Source organism: Paenibacillus polymyxa (assembly GCF_018614975.1).
Classification (GTDB): Bacteria; Bacillota; Bacilli; order Paenibacillales; family Paenibacillaceae; genus Paenibacillus; species Paenibacillus polymyxa_E.
Genome location: NZ_JAGGNR010000012.1, coordinates 379,780 through 401,837 on the forward strand (window position 1 = coordinate 379,780; position 22,058 = coordinate 401,837).

Below are 22,058 nucleotides of genomic sequence, written 5' to 3' on the forward strand. Positions count from 1 at the left end.
ATATCGAAGTTGATGGGGGAGAGCACGATGAACAAAAAAGAAATTTCAGCAGGCGGAGTTGTTTATAGAACAGGGGAAGACGGACGTCTTCAAATCCAGCTTATCGTAGATCGTTATGGTAAAACAACTCTCGCCAAGGGCAAAATGGAAGATGGAGAAACAATCGAACAGACGGCACTGCGCGAGATTTTGGAAGAGACAGGTATGGTGGGCCGCATTGTAGAGCCGGTTAATATCATTGCTTATACGTACCAACATGCAGATTTTGGCCCGGTGGACAAGGAAGTTCATTATTATCTCGTTGAAGCCGAGAGTGGTGATCTGCAGCCTCAGATTGAAGAAATCAAGGGTGTGGATTGGTATGCTCCGGAAGAAGCATGGTCCCTACAGCAGCAAAGCGGATATGATAATAACGATGACATCTTGCGTGTAGCACTGAACAAGCTGGGCATTAACGTATAACGCACTATTGTTCAAGTCAGTTAGCCGCGCATACTGTGTGGGTCTGGATAGGCAGATCATCAAGCCACGGGTGACTTCGCCGCGGGGGCGTGGACCGGTGGTTTTTTGTGCCAGATGGGCAAGTAACAGAATGGCAAAGCAAGCAGTGAACTGGTGATGTTAAAAAGGGTCTGGGCATGCGCAATCTGTGCCCCGTTGTCCGCTGACAGCCAGGCCGAAGCTGCATGCAGCTGGCCGATCAGCGGCATAAAGAGCAGCGCTCCCGCAATGTTTAATACAACATGGGAGGCTGCGACAAATTTGCCTGCGGATGCTCCGCCCGCGGCAGCAATCACAGCGGTGATGCAGGTCCCCACGTTGGACCCGATCACAATGGCGATGCCGATCTCCACAGGCAATACCCCTGTGGCTGCGAGTGTGATTGCCATGCTAATGACAGCAGCGCTGCTGTGAATGAGCGCTGTCAGACAGGCACCTGCCAGGAATCCCCACCACAAGCTGTCGGCCGAGCGGTCGAGAAACCATTGAAATACGCCCATGCTCCGCAAGGGTAAGGCAATGGATTGCATCACCTGAATGCCTGTCATAACAAGTGCAAATCCCGCAGCTGCGAGGAAGCTGTACTGGATGTTAAACAGAGTCTGGCGCGTGCGTTCAGGAGCGGCCAGATTGCGTTCACCAAGAACAACAAACATGGCCCAGCCCGTTAGCGACAGGACGAGTAGCGGTAGGGAAGCACGTCCGATCTGCAGTCCCACCAATTCCGTTGTCAGGCATGTCCCGATGTTGGTGCCGAGGATGATGCCGAGTGTGCGTCCATAGGTGATTAATCTGGCATTAGCCAGTCCAATGGTGAGTACGGTGACCGCCGTACTGCTCTGTAACAAGGCCGTTGCACCTGCACTGAAGGCCATGCCTTTCCATGGAGCAGAGGTGGCGCGATTGAGCCAATCTGCCAACATGGGCCCTGCCATGCGCTGCAAGGCGGTTTCCATTAGCTTCATACCACCAAAAAAGATAATAAGCCCATAGAGTAGGGGCAATATAACATCTCTAAACATAGAAACATCATTCCTTCCGTCCGGGTTCCTTAACTCATCCTATGAGTAAGAAAAGACAACCATGACAAGCCTAAAGGAATTCAGAGTGGAAGCGTCTAAATTACCCCACCCCAATTCGAAAGATACGGTGATTCGTGCAAACGTAGTGGAGGGGACGAAATCGAATCTGAAGAAGCGAAGCGTGCGCCTTTGTCTCCGGATTATCCCTTTAAGAGAGGGAATCAAAAAAAATCTGGAGACAACAGCGATCGGAAGATCGATTCGTAACCGAAACGCCACCTACGCGCCGCACCAAACCTATCTTTTCAACTAACTATGAAAGAAGTGGATCTACCTTGCCATCAGTTACACTTGAACGCAGTCGCAAAAAGCGGCTTGAACATGCACATCCATGGATATTTAACAACGAAATTGCCTCTGTTGACGGAAACCCGGAACCGGGAGATCTGGTCAATGTATTGAATCATCAAGGTCGCTATCTGGCGACAGGATATTACAATCCCGCATCTCAGATCACTGTAAGGGTTGTAGCTTATCAACCTATGGAGTCCGAACAGATGGATACGGCGTTCTTTGCAGCGCGTTTCCGCGATTGCTTGCGTCATCGGGAGCGTTTTATACAGGATGGAGAGGCATATCGTCTCGTTTACGGTGAAGCTGATTTTCTGCCAGGATTGATCGTTGACCGATTCGGCAGCATCCTCGTTGTACAGTTGCTTACACTTGGCATGGATCGTTGCCGAGAAGCCATCGTTCAAGCACTCATTGAAGTGATGCAGCCGGAAGGCATATATGAGCGGAGTGATGTCTCGATTCGTGAACTGGAAGGTTTGGAGCAGACCAAGGGTCCACTGTATGGAGAATGCCCAAGACATGTCACCGTTACCGAGAACGGGCTGCTCATTAAAGTCGATATCGTGGAAGGACAGAAGACAGGTTACTTCTTCGACCAACGTGAGAATCGTGCAGCGATCGAACCACTCATGAAAGGTTGGGGCTATAAGAGTGGAATCACACTTCAAACGACTGAGCAGGACGGTACAGAGCAGCTGTTGCCTGTGAATAAAAGCGGTAAGGTGGTTACATTCCCTTATTGGGATGGTGCCACCGTATTGGAGTGCTTTTCACATACGGGCAGCTTCACGTTGAATGCTTGCAAGTATGGAGCCAAAAAAGTGACTTGTCTCGATATTTCAGAGCACGCCATTGAGAGTGCACGAACAAATGTGGAGCTAAACGGTTTTACCGACCGTGTCGAATTCGTAGTTGCTGATGCGTTCCAGTACTTGCGTGAACAAGTGAAAGGACTGGATGAACGTACTGCACGTGCGCGTGCTGGTGAACAAAAAGTAGATACATCCAAAGCGCTGGCAGCTGGCGGTAAAACGTTTGATGTGGTCATCCTTGATCCTCCTGCATTTGCCAAAACGAAATCAGCAGTCAAAGGTGCATGCCGTGGATATAAGGATATCAATCTGCAAGGAATGAAACTGGTGAATGAGGGCGGATATTTGGTAACAGCCAGCTGCTCGTATCACATGCGTCCAGACCTCTTCCTGGATACGATTGCCGATGCAGCGGAAGATGCTGGCAAAGTGCTTCGTTTGATCGACTGGAAGGCAGCGGGTAAGGACCACCCGCAAATTTTGGGCGTGGATGAAGGACATTACCTGAAATTTGCTATTTTTGAAGTGCGCAGTAAAAAGAATTAGAGGAGTCTCTTTTTACTTTTTTTAATCCTTCGTGAGATAAAGTGAAGTTTAAATGAATGATACTTTCGGTTAAAAGTCCACAGTGTGAACAGCTGCGGGCTTTTTGCTGTGTTAACGGAGATGATCTCCGGTTTTACCGGAAAGTGGCAAACGTATGTTCCGAACCAAGTCAGATATGTTATACTGGGAATTAAAATCTTGTACGTGTGGTTTGGAGGATTAGACATGTCCGTTCGTTTTGTTATTGGCCGGGCAGGCAGCGGAAAAAGCTCGCTGATTACCCGGGAAATTACATCCCTGCTTCAACAAGAACCGCAAGGCACACCTTTGATTTTACTCGTTCCCGAACAGAGTTCTTTTCGAACAGAGCAGGCATTGGTATCTTCTGGAGCAATTAAAGGTACGATGCGGGCAGAAGTGCTCGGCTTTCGCCGTTTAGCCTACCGCGTAATGCAGGAAGCAGGTGGTTCTGCTCGTATTCCGATCGGAGCCGAAGGCAAAAAGATGCTGCTCTACAAAGTCATCCAGCGTCGTAAGGATGAATTGAAGCTGTTTGGTGCATCCGGCAGCCAGCTGGGTTTTATAGGGGAATTAAATGACTTATATAGTGAATTTAAACGTTATGAAGTTGATCCATCATTGCTGGAAGAAGGGCTGTCTGGAGGGAATACCTCATCTACTTCGCCAATTCTGGAGGACAAGTTGCATGACTTGAATCTGATATATCGTGACTATGAACAGGAACTGACCAATTTATATATTGATGATGAAGATACGTTGACTGAGCTGACAGATCGTTTGTCGGAAAGTGCATTGCTGCAGGATGCCCAGATCTGGATTGATGGTTTTCATGGATTCACACCACAGGAGATGAGTGTGATCGGTAGGCTGATGTTACAGTCGTCTTCCGTGACGATTGCACTGACATTGGATCGTCCTTATGATCACGGGGCTCTGCCTGGAGAACTGGAACTGTTCTATCCCACGGCGAGTGCCTACGCGCGCCTGAAAGGGATGGCTGACGAACTGGGTGTACCGAGCGATATAACCGTGCTAGATTCGGAGATTCCACCGAGATACAAGGATCGTCCGGGACTTGCTCATCTGGAGGCTGGTTTTGACCGCCGAATTCGTTGGAAAAGTGATGGCCTTGATTCCGGAATCCGACTGGTTGCGGCGGAGAACCGACGAGCTGAGATGGAGGGAGCACTGCGTGAGATGCGGCGCCTGGCACAAAACGAAGGTGCGCGTTATCGGGATATGGCGGTACTTGTTCGTCAGTTGGATACCTACGCTGATATAGCTGAACCTCTATTCAGGGATTATGACGTACCCGTCTTTCTGGACCGCAGAAGAAATGAACTTCATCATCCATTATCCGAATTTATCCGTTCCGCACTGGATATTGTTCGGCGCCACTGGCGTTACGAGGATGTATTTCGCTGTGTCAAAACGGACCTGCTGCTTCCGCGTGATGGTTCCATCACTCGTGAAGATATGGACCAGCTTGAGAATTATGTACTGGCTTGTGGTATTCACGGGTACCGCTGGACTGACGGCAAACCGTGGAAGTATGTACCAAGTCTGTCGCTGGAAGACAACGGTCAGGATGGCCGTAGTCGGGGACGGGACCAAATGCTTTCCTTAATGGAGAGCTGCCGAACGGTCATTACAGATTCCTTGGGTGTTTTTGAGAAACGGATGAAAAAGGCAAAGACAGCCAAAGCCCAATGCGAGGCATTATACAGACTGCTGGAAGATGCCGAAATCCCATGGAAGTTGGAACATATGTCTGCTGAAGCTAAGTCTCAAGGTGACCCCGAACGGTCGAGAGAACATCGGCAGATGTGGGGAGCTGTGCTGGATATATTGGATCAGATGGTCGATATGATGGGGAATGAACGGCTGGATATCACGCTGTTTGCCGGGATGATCGAGACCGGATTGACGGAACTGAAGCTGGGTCTGGTACCACCAGCGCTTGATCAGGTATTGGTTGGTTCCATGGACCGTACACGTCTTCAGGACATCAAATACGTATTTATCCTTGGCGCCGTTGATGGTGAATTACCCGCCGTACCTCAGGATGATGGTGTATTAACGGAACTGGAGAGAGCGTTACTGACGGAACGAGGCATGGCGCTTGGGCCAGGTGCAACAAGACAGATGCTGGATGAACGTTTTCTGATCTACACGGCACTTACAGCGGCAAGTAGCCAGTTGTGGCTGAGTTATCCGGTTGCTGATGATGAGGGGAAAACACTGCTTCCTTCCGAGATTGTCCGCCATGTACGGAAAATGTTTGGTCTACATGAACAGCCATTGCTCGCTCAACCACCAGTTGCGAACTCGGAAGAAGCGCATTGGTCCTATGTCACCCATCCGGGTCAGAGTCTGTCTACGCTCATTGGACAATTGCGCAAATGGCGCCGTGGAGAAGACATTCCTAAAATGTGGTGGGCAGTCTACAACTGGCATGTATCTCGGGAGACAAGCAGACCTCAGCTGGAGCGGTTGATGGGATCGATCTTTTATCGTAATCGGGCATTGCCACTACGAACAGCCACCAGTCGTAGACTGTATGGCACAGAGGTAAGGACGAGTGTCTCGCGAATGGAACGTTTCGTAGCTTGTCCGTTCTCCCATTTTGCTTCCCACGGGCTGCGTCTCAAAGAACGGCAATTGTACCGCCTGCAGGCTCCTGATATCGGACAACTGTTTCATGCTGCACTAAGCCAGCTGGCTATGCGGTTGCGTGAAGAAAATCGTAGTTGGGGCAGCTTGACTCCAGACCAATGCCGTAAGGAAGCCGAGCAAACGGTTGAGCAGATTGCACCACAGTTGCAAGGGGAGATTTTGCTAAGTACCAAGCGATACGGTTATATTTTCCGCAAATTGAAGGACATTGTTAGTCGTGCATCCGTTATTCTCGGTGAACAGTCAAGACGTGGAAGTTTTGAACCGATTGGGCTGGAGCTTGATTTTGGACCGGATAAAACACTGCCGCCACTGCGTTTTGAACTGGAGAACGGTTGTGTGATGGAGATTGTGGGTCGGATTGACCGTGTAGATGTGGCAGAAGGAGAGAATGGTCTGCTCTTGCGTGTCATTGACTATAAATCAAGCCAGACGGACCTTAAGCTGCATGAAGTGTACTATGGTCTGTCATTGCAAATGCTCACCTATCTGGAGGTGCTGCTTAGTGCTGCCGAGGAATGGCTTGGGGAAACGGCGATACCGGGAGGAACGTTGTATTTCCATGTGCATAACCCGCTGTTGCAATCCGCAAACGGCATGACATCAGAGCAGGCAGGACAAGAACTGTTGAAACGGTTCAAAATGAAAGGTTTGCTGTTGGCGGACCGGGATGCAATTGCACAAATGGACAACACCCTGGATAAGGGCTATTCAGCCATTATTCCGGTTGCCCTTAAGGCGGACGGAAGCTTTTATAGCAGCGCCGCTGTAGCTACGCCAGAGCAATGGGATACGCTGCTTGCTTCGGTTCGCAGTAATATTCGCGAGATTGGTACCCGAATTACGGATGGGGATGTGGCGATCGAGCCTTATCGTATCCAGCAGGAAGTGGCGTGCACGTTCTGTCCATATAAGCCTGTTTGTCAGTTTGATGAGAATATAGAAGGCAATGAATATAATCTGTTGTCCAAACCGGGCAAACAGCAGATATGGGATATGTTATCTCACACCAAGGGAGGGGAAACATCATGACGAATATGCCCAAACCGGAAGGAAGCTTCTGGAGTGATGACCAGTGGAGTGCGATTTCCGAAAGCGGAGAAGACATCCTGGTTGCCGCTGCAGCGGGATCGGGCAAGACAGCCGTATTGGTTGAACGAATTATTCGCAAGATCGCAGATCCCTCCCAAGGATTTAGTGTGGATCGTTTGCTTGTAGCTACGTTTACCAAAGCGGCCGCCGCCGAGATGAAACAACGGATTCGGGAAGCGTTGGAACGTGCGCTGGAAGAACAGCCTGGAGAAGAGCATCTGCGTAAGCAGCTGTCGCTGCTTGGACGGGCATCTATTACAACGTTGCATTCATTCTGTATGGAAGTCATTCGCCGGTACTATCAGCAAATTCCGCTCAACCCGGCTTTCCGTATCCTGAATGAAAATGAAGCGGAAATCATGCGGCAGGAACTGCTTGAAGAACTATTTGAGGAAAAGTATGGCGAAGAAGATGAAGGGAGTACATTCCGCGAATTGGTGGACTGGTTCAGTGGAGAACGAAATGATGATGCGATGCATCGACTGGTGCAACGCTTGTATGATTTCTCCCGCAGCCATTCCTGGCCGGATCATTGGCTCTCAGAGATGGCATCCGCTTTTCAGGTGGAGAGTGTGGAGGAGCTGGGGCATTCAGCATGGGTTCAGAGTATTATGCGTGATGCTGCTCTTGCTTTAAGTGGTGCAGCAGGACTGCTTCGCCAAGGCATCCATATTTCCATGCAGCCTGAAGGCCCTGCACCGTATGCAGATACGTTAAAAGAAGATCTGATGATGGTAGAAGAACTGTTGTCTGCGGCCCAGGTTATGCCATGGGAAAGGTTGCCTGAAGTGTTTCAATCCGCTGCATTTGGCAAACTGAAACCCTGCAAAAAAGATCAGGCGGACCCTGCTTTACAGGATCAGGTGAAAGAACTCCGTGAGGCTGCGAAAAAGGCTGTTTCCGATCTGAAAGGCTCATTGTTCGGAAGAAGTGCGTTTTCGTTCTGGCAGGAGCTGGAGCAGGCGGCACCACTTATGCAGGAGTTGTCGAGGTTGGTTAGTACATTTGGAGAACGTTATCGGCAGGCCAAACAGGAACGTGGGCAAGTTGACTTCAGTGATCTGGAGCATTATTGCCTTCACATTTTGCGACATGAGGATTCAACGCCTGAACTGTCGATGCCTTCCGATGCGGCTATGGAGTACCGTTCACGATTCGATGAAGTGTTACTTGATGAATATCAGGACACCAATACAGTTCAGGAAGATATCGTGAAACTGATCTCCAGAGAAAACCCGGGTAACCGATTCATGGTCGGTGATGTCAAACAGAGTATCTACCGTTTCCGGTTGGCTGAGCCGGGTCTGTTTATGAACAAGTATCGCCAGTATGGAGCGAGCACACGTGAGGATGGAATGGTGGTAAATCATCTGAATCGTACAGGTCAACGTATTGACCTTGCGCGAAATTTCCGCAGTCGTGCGGAAGTCGTGCATTCGGTCAATATGATATTCCGGCAACTCATGAACGAAGGTGTGGCAGAGATTGCTTACGATGAACGAGCTCAACTGGCATATGGGGCTACGTTCCCGTCAGAAACACTTGGTGATGAGGCTTATACACCTGAACTTATGCTGATCGATCGTCAGGGTGGTGGTCCTGATCTGACAGAGAGTACGGATGAGAATGGGGATGCATCGGTCTCCGCAGAACTGGAGAGTGCCGAACTGGAAACAGCCCAGTTGGAAGCGAGGGCGATCGCAAGGCGTATTCGTGAGATGGTTGGGGATACGGACAAACCTGCCCTTCATGTATATGACAAAGCCCTGCAAACGATGCGCCCGGCACGTTACGGTGACGTGGTCATCTTGCTGCGTTCGACCTTGATGTGGGCTCCGCTCATGATTGAGGAATTCAGGCAGCAGGGAATTCCTGCTGGGGGAGAACAGAGCAAGGGTTATTTTCAGGCTACAGAAGTGGAAATCATGATGTCTCTGCTTCAGCTTGTTGATAATCCAAGACAGGATATTCCGCTCGCTTCCGTGCTTCGTTCCCCGATTGTCGGACTGGATGAAGAGGAATTGGCACAGATTCGGCTTGGTGACAAAAGACAATCATTCTATGATGCGGTTATATCGGCTGCGGGAGAGTGGAGTGATTCCTCCACTAATGCTGTACAACAATCCCGGCAGGATAATCATCCTGATTCCAATATCGTCCAGTTGCAATGGCCGGAAGCCTGGTCAGAGATGGAACAGGGACAGCGGGAGACAGCAGCTTCAGTCGAGGCAGAGATCCTGGACGATGTATATGAATCCGATGTGCATACAGTCCAGACAGATGGAATGCAAGATGCTGGTGTTGCGGGACATGCAAGTGAGGATCTGGGTATAACGGAGATCTCAGGCTCGGAGTTACAGCAAAAGTTAATTCGTTTTATGCGTCAATTGCAGCAGTGGAGACTTGAGGCAAGACAAGGCAGTTTAAGTGAACTGATCTGGCGTATGTATCGGGAAACCGGTTATTTGGACTGGGTTGGTGGTCTTCCAGGAGGACTGCAACGTCAAAGTAATCTTAAGGCATTGTACGATCGCGCACGACAATATGAGGAATCAACTGCGAATCGCGGTTTGTTCCGTTTCCTGACCTATGTTTCCAGACTGCGGGAAAACGGGGGAGACCTCGGGACTGTAGCAAGTAGTTCTGGTGAGCAGGACAACGCCGTACGTATCATGACGATTCACCGGAGTAAGGGTTTGGAGTTTCCAATTGTCTTTGTCGGTGGCATATCCAAGATGTTTAATCAGCAGGATTTAAACGCACCGTTTCTGATGCATAAGGAACTGGGATTTGGTCCGAGGTTTGTGGATCGTGAGAACCGGGTTGCCTATCCTACATTAGCTAATCTGGCGATTCGTCGTCGTGCGCAATTTGAACTGCTTGCTGAAGAGATGCGTGTGCTGTATGTTGCGTTGACCCGTCCCAAAGAGAAAATGATTCTGCTCGGTACCGTAAAAGATGCCGCGAAAAAAGCGCTCGCGTGGTCTCAGGTCAAGGACAGCCCTGAATTGGCATTGCCAGACTATTTGCTGGCTGCTGGACGGAGTTACCTGGACTGGATTGGACCATCCCTGATGAGACATCCAGATGCGGCTGTGCTGCGTGAACTTGCTGGAAGCAATGATTCGTTCTCAGCTTGTCTTGCAGATGATCAATCACGATGGGCGATTTCTATTATTTCCGCCGATCAGGTATCCCGTGATCATGTGGTGGATCAAACACTCGGAGAAGAAGACGGGATGACTGAGGTGCGGAAAGAACGAATTGCTGCACTAAAAGCGGTTCAGCCTGTGAAGTTGGTTGCATCCTCAACTGTAGAAGAGCTGACGAAGAGTGCACAAGATACGGCTAACCAAAACATTGGAGATGAAGGTGCAGATCCAGAAACCTCTCAAGAAGAGCAGACACGTCTGATTCGTGAGGTTAATCAGCGGCTTTCGTGGACTTATCCCTATGAAGCAGCAACTCAAGTAGCAGCCAGTACATCTGTCACGGAGTTGAAAACGTTACTTGCGATGCAGGACATCCAGTCCGTAGAGGTAATGGAGGAACTGGGAGAACAATCCGAGACATTATTGGATCAGAACACCCCAGGGATCAATTACACCAAAGATGAAGCAGGCCATGTACTACGTGGCGTATCCGGTGAATCTAACGAGCGTGAGACTGGATCAGGGTCAGATTCATACGGTACGGTGAACGTTTCGGATGCGGGATCTGCGGGTACGTCTTTCAAACTGCATCTTCGTCGTCCGAAATTCATGGAGGCAACGCAACTGACAGGGGCAGAACGGGGGAACGTGTATCATACGTTGATGCAGCATCTTCCTATAGATGGATCATCCGTTGATTCACATCTTATTGAACAGACGATTGAGCGGTTGATTAAGCTCCAGATTTTGCTGCGCCATCATGCCGCGGCTATCGAACCTGAAGAACTGACCGGATTTTTCAATACAGCCCCAGGGAAAGAATTATTGCGTGCAGCGTGGGTGAAACGGGAGATTCCCTTTGTGTATGGACTTCCGGCACATCAGTCCCCTGTGGAGTGGGTACATGAACGGGCAGCGAACTCAGATATGCATACGATAAATGAAGATATCAAAATACAAGCATCAATTGAAAATGAAACCGTGCTTGTACAGGGAATTATCGATTGTCTGTATGAGGTGGACGGCGAGCTTGTCTTGCTTGATTACAAGACGGATCGGGTATTGGATCATCGTGGTGGTTTGGATGAACTCACCAAAAATTATCGCTTCCAGCTAGATCTGTATGGACGGGCCATTGAAGATATATTGGGTCGGAAAGTTGACCGGAAATGGCTGTACTTTTTTGATGGTGGACATGCAGTGAAATTGTAAAAGAACTGGATCGGAATTCAAAACCTTGGATTTCATATGGGAGAGGGGTGGAATGGACGATGCGTATTTTGCATACAGGGGACTGGCATTTGGGAAAAACGCTGGAAGGACGAAGCCGACTGCGTGAACAGGAAGATTTCGTTGATGAACTCGTCAGGGTCGCTGATGAGCAGCAGGCGGATGCCATATTGATGGCCGGAGATGTGTATGATTCGGTGAATCCTCCCGCAGCGGCGGAACAACTTTTTTATGAAGCGGCAGCGCGTCTGACGGAGCATGGAAGACCTCTTGTGGTGATTGCAGGAAATCATGATCAGCCAGAACGTGTAGCTTCTGTAACTCCACTTGTGAACAGACATGGCATTACACTCGTAGGGATGCCTACTTCAGAAGCGGTGACCATCCATGCGAAGCGAACCGGAGAAATTGCACAGATTGCCGCATTACCTTATCCTTCTGAAGCCAGATTGAATGAACTGCTGGCAACAGATGGGGACGAAAATGTGCTTCGTCAGGCATACAGTCACCGTGTAGGCATGTTAATGCAGCGTCTGGCAGCTTCTTTTCGCCCGGATACCGTGAACTTGGCCATGAGCCATATCTATGTGCTCGGCGGACTTGAGAGTGATTCGGAACGTCCGATTCAGATCGGTGGGGCCTACACGGTGGACCCTTCATCTTTATCGACTGGTGCGCAATACACGGCGCTTGGGCATCTTCATCGTGCACAGCCTGTCAAAGGAGACGGTGTGATTCGATATAGCGGTTCTCCTCTCGCCTACAGCTTCTCGGAAGCGGGACAGAGCAAATCTGTCACGATGGTTGATATGGCACCGGGCGGAGCTGCACAGGTAGAGGAAGTTTTGTTAACGTCCGGGCGTCCACTTGTGCGTTGGCAGGCACGTGGTGGTCTGGCAGAAGTATATCGCTGGCTGGACGAAGGACGTGATCCGCAGGCTTTTATCGATATGGAAGTGTGGATGGACGAGGCGATGTCCCTGAAGGAGATTCAGCAGCTGCGAAAATCACATGAAGGTATCATTCATATTCGCCCGGTGTATCCCGAGATGGCAGCAGCAGGACTTTTGGAACAACGATCCGAGCTACCTGTACATGAACTGTTCCGTAAATTCTATCAGCGTCAGACGGGTGGCGCACAGCCGGAAGACAGCCTGGTACAGCTTTTCCTGGAACTTGTGGATGAAGACGAGCCGGGTGTGCGTGAGGAGGTCGAGGAAAGATGAAGCCAATTCTATTAAAAGTTGCCGGACTGCAAAGTTATCGGGAGATGCAGGAGATTGATTTTACCGTGCTGACGGAGACGGGACTATTCGGTATTTTCGGTCCAACGGGTAGTGGTAAATCTTCCTTGCTCGATGCCATCACACTCGCCATGTACGGAAAAGTGGAACGCGCGGTGAACGGGACGCAAGGCATTATGAATCATGCAGAAGATTCGTTGTCGGTTGCTTTTACATTTGAACTGATGTCGGCAGAAGGCACTCGAAGGTTCCGGGTAGAGCGACGTTTCAAACGAAATAATGAAGTTTCGGTGAGTAACACGATCAGCAAATTCATAGAGACGGTTAATGGTGAAGAGCAGGTACTTGCCGACAAATTGGCAGATGTGAATCGCTGTGTTGAAGATGTGATCGGTTTGAAAATGGATGATTTTACACGGGCAGTGGTGCTTCCACAAGGGAAGTTTGCCGAGTTTTTGTCACTCAAAGGCAGTGAACGCCGCCAGATGCTGCAACGATTATTCCATCTGGAGAAGTATGGGGACCAGTTGGCCATCAAATTAAGCCGGCGGGTCAAGGATAATGATATGGTTCACCAATCTCTTGCTGCCGAGCAACAGGGACTGGGCAATGCCAGCAAGGAGACGTTGGAAGAAACGAAACGTCTTCTTCAAGCCGCTGTTCAGCAGTCTGAATTATCCCGCAAAGCGTTGGATGAAGCTGCAAAGGAAGCTGAACAACTGGGCAAAATTCGTGAGTTAAGTAACGAACGGCAGGCTCGGACGGATGAACAGCAGAAGCTGAAAGCACTGGAACCACAGATAGAGGCAGGCGAACAACGGCTGAAACAATCCGTTGCGGCAGATGCAATACTGCCTGCGTTGCAGACCGTTCGAGATGCCACGGCTACACAGAAGCAGCGGCAGGATACGGCCGAGACAGCTCATCAGCAAGCACTGGAACATGAGCGTCTGGCTGTTCAGGAAGCGGAGAAGGCTGAGACGGCACGCAAGCAAATGACGGAGGAAGAACCGAAACTTTTGCTGCGCCTGGAGCAACTCGAACAAGCAAAAGAGCTGCAACGGGAACGGGACGGGCTTCATACCGATTGCTCGCGCCTAGCGCAGCTGCTGGAACAGGGGCAAGGCGAACAGACTGCGCTGGGACAGCAGCTTGAGAAAGAAAAGGAGTTGCAGCAGCGTGGACGTAAACGGCGTGAGGAACTACAGGAGAGCCTTAAGCCAAATGAAGTGAAGACAGAGGAACGCAGGCAACTTCAAGCTGCGCTTGAACTGAAACATCGTGTGGATACTGCTGCAGAGCAGTTGCAGCAAAATAAGGCTGACATGCAAGCCTATAAGCAGTCGGCAGAACAGGGAGCCGACAAGTTGAAGGCAGCCGCTGAGGAAGAAAAACGCCTGAGTGATCAGTGTCAGCATCTGGTAGAACAGGCGTCAGCAGGTCTTGAGGCCTTGCTCGCTTATGAGCAGGACATTAGCCGCGAACAAAGCCTGCTGGCCCTTGCGGAGGAACAGCTGCGTGGCACGATGCGCGAGCAGGAGCTGCACCGGCTGTCCTCCGCCTTGCGCGCCGAGCTGCGTGACGGCGAGCCATGCCCGGTGTGCGGCTCGCCGCATCACCCGCTCCCGGCTGCGCCGCCGGGAGAAGGTCCGCACGCAGGCGATGCGGACCTGGAACTGCTGCGCAGCCTGCACGCGGAGCTGCAGGAGCTGCGCTTTGGGCTGCGCCAGCAGCTGCACGAACGTCGCAGCCTGCTGACGCAGCTTGGGGCTGCGGCCGGCGAAGCTCCGGCCGCAGCCGAGGCCGCGCCTGCGGCTGCGGAGCCCGAGCCCGCCGGGTCGCCCGAACACGGGCGCTCCCCGGCAGGCTGGGCATCGCGTGCCGCTGCGCTGCGCGAAGCCGCGCAGGCGCTGGCTGCCGCAGCAGCGCCGCTCCAGGCCGAAGCCGCCGCGTTGCAGCAGGCGGCTGTGGGCGCGCAGCAGCGCCGCATGGAAGCGGCAGCTGCGCAAGAGGCCGGCCGTGCCGGGCTCGCCCAGGCGGAGCGCAAGCTGGCCGAGAGCGAGGCCGCAGCGACTGCCTTGCAGAGCCGCTGGGCCGCAGAACTGCCGGGCATCGCTCAGGAGGAGGCCAAGGCCCTCTATCAGGCGATGCAGGAGCGCGATGCGCGCGCCGAAGACATCAAGGAACGTCTGAACAAAAGCGTGACGTTCCTTGAGGAAAAAGACCAAATCATCCAATCTCTCCAGCAGAAGCTGGTGGAATTGGACAAACAACTGATCCAGTGGCAAACGCAGTGGCAGGGCAATAGCAAACAGCTGGCCGAGAAGGAAGAACGCTTGCGCCAGTGGGTTGGGGAGCAGCGGGTAGAAGATCTGATTACTGCGGCTCAGACTCGTCTGGATGGACTGCGGAAAGCAGCTGCGGACTCGGCACAACGCTTCAAAGAAGCGGACACGCTGAAACAGGAGTCGGCGAAGAGAGACGTTATGGCTCAGCAGGCAGCTGCCTCGGCAACAGAATATCTGCAACAGGCACAGGAACGGTGGAAGCAATTGCTGGAACAATCCCCGTTTGACTCGGATGATGCTGTTGTGTCTGCGGCGATTCCTTCCCAGGAAGCAGAACGACTGGCAGGAGAGATCCAGCAGCACCGTGAGCGTGAGCGTGAACTGGCATCCCAGTTGCGCGAACTGGAACAGAAGCTGGGTGGTGCTGCCGTATCGGAGGAACAGTGGTTAGCCTGCACCGAACGTTTGCAGCAGGTCCGAATCGAGGACGAGGCTGCCCTTCGTGCCAAAGCACGTGCAGAACGTGATCTGGAGGATGTGGAGCAGCGACATGTTCGCTGGACCGAGCTGGAGAACAAGCGGTTGGAGGTAAGCCGTCAAGGCGAACTGCTCAGCAAACTGCAATCCGCGTTCAGAGGCAATGCTTTTGTTGAGTATATTGCCGAAGAACAACTGATGCAGGTTAGTCATGCGGCATCTCAGCGTCTGCGCTTCCTGACCAAACAGCGTTATTCACTGGAGGTGGATTCCGGTGGTGGTTTTGTAATCTGTGATGATGCCAACGGGGGAGTCAAACGACCGGTTTCAACGTTGTCAGGTGGCGAGACGTTTTTGACTTCGTTGTCACTGGCCTTGGCACTGTCGGCCCAGATTCAGCTGCGAGGTCAGTACCCACTCCAATTCTTCTTCCTGGATGAAGGGTTTGGTACCCTTGACCCTGAGCTGTTGGATACCGTCATTACGTCTTTGGAAAAATTGCATGACGACCGATTGGCTGTTGGTGTCATCAGTCACGTGCCTGAACTGCGTGCACGCTTGCCGCGCAAACTTGTGGTGATTCCGGCAGGTGAGGCCGGAAACGGCTCACGTGTGGTCTTGGAGAGCCTGTAGAGGGAAACGTGTATGATGTATATCCGCTCACAATCCGGGCTTGGGCCAGGATGCCGAAAATATAGTGCGGATGTATGTTTATCTGTCTGGATGCGACCTGTTACGGCTTGAACGGCAGGACTTGGAGAAAAGAGGGAAGCATTACGCTTCTTTCTACCCCAAGTTTCAGCAATATAAACGATAGAAGCTCTTATAGCCCAAGTAACTGAATATTTCCGAATGTTATTTTTGTAAAAAAATTCTTTTCTTGCTTTTATAACTTCGCGGAGTGAGTTACATCACAGATACAGGTTCATCCCGCTGTTATACTACAGTTAAGCCGACAAACTTTATTTAAGTACCCCGGCGGACATCTGATCAGGACGTTTCCTGAATAGATGTCCGCGTAGCAGACTTCCAAGGAAGCCGCTCACGGGGTGCTTCTTTTTTTGTTTTCCCGTTGGTAGTGTCAATTCGCCCAGTTCTGAATACCATGAAAAGGTGATCAAGAGCAGAATCAGGGAGGCGTTGGCAAGTGGAAAAGGTGGAAGCAAAGAAATTGTGCAAGGAACACATGCACCGTTATGTATGTGTACAGATGAATGACGGTATGCACTACGATGGCATTATGGAAAATGTGGATGACGAAATGATCTACCTGGCGGTTCCCGTTGGACCAGAAGCCGTGGTGAATCATGCGAACTGGGGTCCAAATGCAATGCCGGGGGCGAACTATCCGATAGGTCATACTCGCGGATTTTATCCTGGATACGGCTACCCTACTCCTTATCCGTATTATGGTTATGGCCGTAGACGTTTTAACCGACTGGTGCTCCCGTTATTTGCGCTTACAGCGTTAACCCTTTTACCTTACTATTGAACCAGCATGAATTAAAGAGGTCTTATCATATACAGAGTCTCAGCCTGATGTATCGCGACAGTCATTGCAATACAACGGGCAACATACCGAATATTCAAAAAGGTCATGCCTGTGCAGAAGCGAACTTCTGTAAGGCATGACCTTTTTTTGAACCTAATTAGTGTAAGGTCGATGATGAACGGATGGCACAACGGGTATGCCAAGGCCTTCTCCAATAAAAACTTGCCGATAATCCGGTCTTTCACACTTCCTCCAAGATTCATGAATTCCAGTTTGGCGAACAGGCGTATTCCTTCCGGTAATGGATAACGAGTTAATTCAAGTAGAGGTGTATTACCTTGTTGTGTGTCTAGAGATTGGACGTAGGTTTTTACTTCTAGTATGATAGAAGTGAATACATACATTGGAATACAAAGGAGGGTATGAACTATGGATTGCTTATTTTGCAAAATTGTAGAGGGCAGCATTCCCTCCAATAAAGTACTGGAGAATGACCATGTTATCGTTTTTCATGACATCCAGCCCGCTGCACCGACGCATGTTCTTGTCATTCCGAAGAAACATATTGCTTCCATGAATGAAGTGACCGCAGAGGACCTACCATTAATCGGGGAGATTCATCTGGCTGCTCAAGAAGCGGCGAAGCGTCTTGGCGTGGAAGCAACAGGATATCGCTTAATCAACAATTGTGGTAAGGATGGAGAACAAACCGTTCATCATCTGCATTACCATTTGTTGGGTGGTACCAGACTTGGCGTCTTGACAAGTCTATCCGATTCTCACAAATAAACGAGCTGATGGGTACTAATATTGAGGATTTAGTCATATGTATTAAATCCACGAATGTGTGACCAAATGCTTATAATAATGAATTCATTTCATAATACATTTGAGTTATGAAATGGATTCAAATAAGTGATCATTACATTGAGGTTGACACCTTTATTATCTTTCGCCTATAATGTAAGATGATGAACCGTGTTATTGCTCTTGGACGGTCTGGTCGGAGGGAGGGAAAACTGGTGTCTGAAACTAAAGTTCGCAAAAACGAGACTATTGATGCTGCACTTCGTCGTTTTAAACGCTCCATCGCTAAAGATGGCGTATTGGCTGAGGTGAAGAAACGTAAGCATTATGAGAAGCCAAGCGTAAAGCGCAAGAAAAAGTCCGAGGCTGCTCGTAAGAGAAAGTTTTAGGAGGATTTTAATTACATGAATCTTAGCGAACGATTGAACGAAGATATGAAGCAAGCGATGAAGAGTAAGGACAAGTTCAGACTCTCCAACATTCGGTTGATTCGTTCGACGATCAAGAATCTTGAAATAGATTTGAAAAGAGATTTGGATGACAACGAAGTGCTTGATATCCTGAGTCGTGAAATCAAACAGCGCAAAGATGCCCTCCAAGAATTTGACAAAGCGGGCCGTGAAGATCTCGCGGCAAATGCAAAAGCGGAAATTGAAGTACTCATCCAGTACCTTCCCACACAGCTTACCGAAGAAGAAATTAAAGTTATTGTACAGCAGACCATCCAGGAAACCGGTGCTTCTTCGAAAGCCGAGATGGGGAAAGTCATGGCTGCCCTTATGCCGAAAGTTAAAGGCAAAGCGGACGGCAAACTGGTAAATCAAGCAGTTCAACAATTTCTGCAATAAAGCAAATCAATAAACACCTTCTGACATGTCAGAAGGTGTTTTTTCCATTTACATGAACGCATTTTGTGCTTGTGATAGCAATTTTTTCTTTAAAATGGTTAATATATATTATTATGGATTTATATTCTTGCAATTGATCAAGATTTCAAATATAATTTTAAGATTTTGAAACGAAATGTTGCATTGCACGTAATAAATACCATAAGCTGGACAGTATAACATTAATGGAAAAGGGGTGACTATTGTGAAGGGAAAGCGCCGGAAGAAGCTTACGGGGCCATTGATGCTCTTAATGTTGCTGACGCTGTTGCTTCCTGTCTGGATTGGATCACCGTCAGCGCATGCAGCTGAGAAGAGTGGCGCCGTATATATTATTCCGGTTGACAAACCAATCGAGCAGGGACTTGGCAAGTTCATGGAACGCGGGTTCAAGGAAGCGGAAAAGATGAACGCTGGCCTGATCGTTCTCGATATCAATACGCCGGGAGGCCGTGTCGACACTGCGGAAGCATTGGGTATCCTGATTAAGGACAGTCCGATTGAGACTGTTGCATTTGTTCGTGGAGATGCTGCTTCAGCCGGGAGTTTTCTGGCTCTGAATGCAGATAAGATCGTAATGTCACCAGGCAGTATGATTGGTGCGGCAGCAATGGTGGACAGTACGGGTAAACATGTTGATGATCCAAAGCTTGTTGCATTCTGGAAAAGCAAAATGCAGGGAGCAGCTGAGATAAGTGGTCGTGATGGCAAGATCGCAGCTGGAATGACGGATGTTAACATCGTTGTTGAAATGCCAGAGATCAATAAAACCAAGCAAAAAGGTGAAATTATTGCTCTCTCGGCTGAAGAAGCGCTGAAAGTTGGTTATGCTGACCATATCAGCAACACACCTGAAGAAGCGGCAGCTTGGCTTGGTTACAGTCAGGGTGATGTATTTAAGGTGGAACGGACGACAGCAGAGAATATCGCATCCTTTCTTACCAATCCGGTTGTCATGACCGTATTGTTGTTCCTCGGAATCGCGGGTGTAGCCATTGAACTGATCGTTCCTGGGTTCGGAGTGCCTGGTATTGTCGGTATTGTGTGTTTTGTCCTGTATTTTTCAGGAAACTACGTTGCCGGTTTTGCAGGAGCAGAGACGTGGGTATTATTCACTGTCGGACTCATCTTGATGATTCTGGAGATGTTTATACCAAGCATGGGTATTTTGGGTATTCTGGGATCAATTGCGCTTGTAGCCGGTGTTGTGAGGGCTGCTTATGATACAAGTGATGCCTTTATTTCCTTGGGTATCGCTTTTGGAGCAGCATTGGTAGTCATTGCGATTATCGCAGTACTGTTTAAAGATCGAGGGATATGGAATCGATTCATATTGAGTGACAGTTTGTCTGCGGAACGTGGCTATTCATCCGCTACCGAACGTAAAGAATTGATTGGAATGCAAGGCATCAGTCTGACACCGCTTCGTCCTTCTGGCACAGCGATGTTTGAAGGGGAACGAATTGACGTTGTGGCCGACGGAGATTTTATTCCCGTCGATACTCCGATTATTGTGATTAAAGCGGAAGGTACCCGGATTGTGGTTCAGCAAGCTTTGCCGGTGTAGCCCGCTATGTTGCCAAAGTGGAATAACGCTTTGGTAGCGTACATAACCACTTTGCTGGAGCTGCCCAGCGCAGGTGGAGCAACTTAATACAGCAGCTGGGTTTCATGAAAGTCTGTCATGACATGTTTTTACAAAAACAAATTGCAAATGGAGGATTATTACATGGACACATCTATGATCACGATTTTGCTCATTGCGGTAGTAGGTATTATCGTATTGAGTGTATTTTTCAGCTTTTTCCCAGTAATGCTCTGGATATCGGCAATTGCATCGGGTGTACGTGTTAGCATTATTACCCTGGTCGCGATGAGACTCAGACGTGTAACACCTAGCCGGATCGTAAATCCTATGATTAAAGCAACCAAAGCAGGTATTCAATTGACGATGAATCAACTGGAAAGTCACTTCCTGGCGGGTGGTAACGTTGACCGTGTGGTTAACGCTCTGATCGCTGCACAGCGTGCAAACATTCCACTCGAATTTGAACGTGCTGCTGCGATTGACCTTGCTGGTCGTGACGTATTGCAGGCCGTACAGATGAGTGTAAACCCGCGTGTTATCGAAACGCCTGTTGTTTCTGCGGTGGCAAAAGATGGTATTGAAGTCAATGTTCGAGCAAGAATTACAGTTCGTGCGAATATCGATCGACTTGTCGGTGGTGCTGGTGAAGAGACGATCATTGCCCGTGTCGGTGAAGGGATCGTAAGTACCAACGGTTCAGCAGAAACGCATAAAGTGGTGTTGGAAAATCCGGATCTGATTTCTCGTACAGTCTTGTCCAAAGGACTGGATTCTGGAACTGCCTTTGAGATCCTTTCCATTGATATTGCGGACGTGGATATCGGTAAAAATATTGGTGCATTCCTGCAAACCGAGCAGGCAGAAGCTGACAAGCGAATCGCTCAGGCGAAAGCAGAAGAGCGTCGTGCGATGGCTGTAGCCCAAGAACAAGAGATGAAAGCGCGCGTTGTGGAAATGAGAGCACGTGTTGTTGAGTCAGAATCAGCAGTACCACTTGCAATGGCAGAGGCTTTGCGTAGTGGGAAAATTGGAGTTATGGACTACATGAACCTCAAAAATATTGAAGCAGATACTCAAATGCGCAATTCATTAGGAAAACCTGTTGAAGGTTCGAGTTCCAACGATCAGGGTGATTCCAAAAACGGAAGATAGGCGGTGAGTGCATATGGGCCTATTTGAATGGATTTTTGATAATCTGTATATTGTAGCCGTTATCGGCTTTATGCTTTTCTCCTTTTTGGGGAAAGCGGCCAAATCGGCTGATCCGAACAAAAAGCGCCCAGGCAACGGGATGCCAACCTTCGGAGGCAGTGGTGAATCAGACCGGTCCGATCGTTCACCAGCGCAGACCTCAAGGCAGCAATCTGCCCCCACCGAGACTGCAGGTGGAACTCGTTACGATGAACCGTATGAGAATCAATATGATGAAGACCGGTATGAGAACCCGTATAATGAAGAACATTATGAAAGTGAACAGCATGATGATCGTTATGATCAACCGTATGCGGAGCCAGCTGCGTCTTCTCGCACAAGTTCGCTTGAGCAACAAATGAGAGAAGTGGAACGACAGGAGCGTTTGATTCAAGAGAGATTAAATCGCTTCTCTTCTGCGAATAAACCTGTTGTGTCTGATTCCAGTTGGGATATACCCAGCTCGGATGAATCGGGTGTGTCTCCGCTTCGTCCTGCTGATGTTCGTACAGGAGTGATATGGGCAGAAGTGCTGGGTCCCCCCCGTTCCAAGCAACCATTTGGTACAAGAGGAAAACTGTAAATAAGTTAAGCTGTTGGACGGAAATAGAGCCGTCTCTGGTGAGCAGAAAGCCGCCGGAGACGGCTTTTTCTGTGTGCGCGCCTAGCCAAGCTAGA

At 49.7% G+C, this 22,058-nt stretch carries 14 protein-coding genes and 1 pseudogene; 13 read left to right on the forward strand and 2 right to left on the reverse strand.

Features of this window, described 5'->3' with window-relative positions:
* Positions 1-27: 27 nt before the first annotated feature.
* Entirely contained in the window at positions 28-462 is a 435-nt protein-coding gene (locus J7E78_RS12530) for an NUDIX hydrolase (RefSeq protein WP_215076491.1), read from the forward strand.
* Positions 463-521: 59 nt separating this feature from the next.
* Here J7E78_RS12530 and J7E78_RS12535 read toward each other — a convergent pair whose 3' ends face one another.
* Positions 522-1,523 (reverse strand): Na/Pi cotransporter family protein, encoded by a 1,002-nt coding sequence (locus J7E78_RS12535; protein WP_076250688.1) that lies wholly within the window; start codon positions 1,521-1,523, stop codon positions 522-524.
* 335 nt (positions 1,524-1,858) lie between these two features.
* On the opposite strand from J7E78_RS12535, the gene J7E78_RS12540 reads away from it, so the two are divergent.
* From J7E78_RS12540 to J7E78_RS12565, 6 genes are all read left to right on the forward strand, one after another.
* Positions 1,859-3,235: a class I SAM-dependent rRNA methyltransferase gene (locus J7E78_RS12540; RefSeq protein WP_215076492.1), complete on the forward strand. Its 1,377-nt coding sequence runs from the start codon at positions 1,859-1,861 to the stop codon at positions 3,233-3,235.
* Positions 3,236-3,460: 225 nt separating this feature from the next.
* Positions 3,461-6,964: a helicase-exonuclease AddAB subunit AddB gene (gene addB / locus J7E78_RS12545; protein WP_215076493.1), complete on the forward strand. Its 3,504-nt coding sequence runs from the start codon at positions 3,461-3,463 to the stop codon at positions 6,962-6,964.
* Positions 6,961-11,388, forward strand: coding sequence for a helicase-exonuclease AddAB subunit AddA (gene addA, locus J7E78_RS12550; protein WP_215076494.1), 4,428 nt, complete (start codon positions 6,961-6,963; stop codon positions 11,386-11,388). The genes addB and addA overlap by 4 nt, the downstream gene beginning before the upstream one ends.
* Before the next feature lie 59 nt (positions 11,389-11,447).
* Complete coding sequence (locus tag J7E78_RS12555; protein WP_215076495.1) at positions 11,448-12,632, forward strand: exonuclease SbcCD subunit D; 1,185 nt, start codon at positions 11,448-11,450, stop codon at positions 12,630-12,632.
* Positions 12,629-16,048: an AAA family ATPase gene (locus J7E78_RS12560; RefSeq protein WP_215076496.1), complete on the forward strand. Its 3,420-nt coding sequence runs from the start codon at positions 12,629-12,631 to the stop codon at positions 16,046-16,048. Before J7E78_RS12555 ends, J7E78_RS12560 begins: the two co-directional genes overlap by 4 nt.
* Positions 16,049-16,562: 514 nt before the next feature.
* Positions 16,563-16,907, forward strand: coding sequence for a hypothetical protein (locus J7E78_RS12565; RefSeq protein WP_215076497.1), 345 nt, complete (start codon positions 16,563-16,565; stop codon positions 16,905-16,907).
* A 200-nt stretch (positions 16,908-17,107) separates the two neighbouring features.
* Here J7E78_RS12565 and J7E78_RS29380 read toward each other — a convergent pair.
* Positions 17,108-17,290, reverse strand: a pseudogene (locus tag J7E78_RS29380) (cysteine synthase); the annotation flags it as partial.
* 46 nt (positions 17,291-17,336) lie between these two features.
* Here J7E78_RS29380 and J7E78_RS12570 point away from each other — a divergent pair.
* The 6 genes from J7E78_RS12570 to J7E78_RS12595 all read left to right on the forward strand — a co-directional run bounded on the left by J7E78_RS12570 (position 17,337) and on the right by J7E78_RS12595 (position 21,963).
* On the forward strand, positions 17,337-17,696 hold the full coding sequence (locus J7E78_RS12570) for a histidine triad nucleotide-binding protein (RefSeq protein WP_215076498.1): 360 nt from the start codon (positions 17,337-17,339) through the stop codon (positions 17,694-17,696).
* Positions 17,697-17,929: 233 nt separating this feature from the next.
* Entirely contained in the window at positions 17,930-18,103 is a 174-nt protein-coding gene (gene rpsU / locus J7E78_RS12575; protein WP_005547957.1) for a 30S ribosomal protein S21, read from the forward strand.
* 15 nt (positions 18,104-18,118) lie between these two features.
* Entirely contained in the window at positions 18,119-18,562 is a 444-nt protein-coding gene (locus tag J7E78_RS12580; RefSeq protein WP_017687237.1) for a GatB/YqeY domain-containing protein, read from the forward strand.
* Between the two features lie 283 nt (positions 18,563-18,845).
* Positions 18,846-20,168 carry an NfeD family protein gene (locus J7E78_RS12585; RefSeq protein ID WP_215076518.1) on the forward strand — a complete coding sequence of 441 codons (1,323 nt, stop codon included), beginning with the start codon at positions 18,846-18,848 and terminating at the stop codon, positions 20,166-20,168.
* A gap of 162 nt (positions 20,169-20,330) precedes the next feature.
* The gene (floA, locus tag J7E78_RS12590) at positions 20,331-21,341 is read left to right on the forward strand and encodes a flotillin-like protein FloA (RefSeq protein ID WP_215076499.1); all 1,011 of its coding nucleotides are present in this window, start codon (positions 20,331-20,333) and stop codon (positions 21,339-21,341) included.
* 13 nt (positions 21,342-21,354) lie between these two features.
* Positions 21,355-21,963, forward strand: coding sequence for a hypothetical protein (locus J7E78_RS12595; protein WP_215076500.1), 609 nt, complete (start codon positions 21,355-21,357; stop codon positions 21,961-21,963).
* Positions 21,964-22,058: the final 95 nt, after the last annotated feature.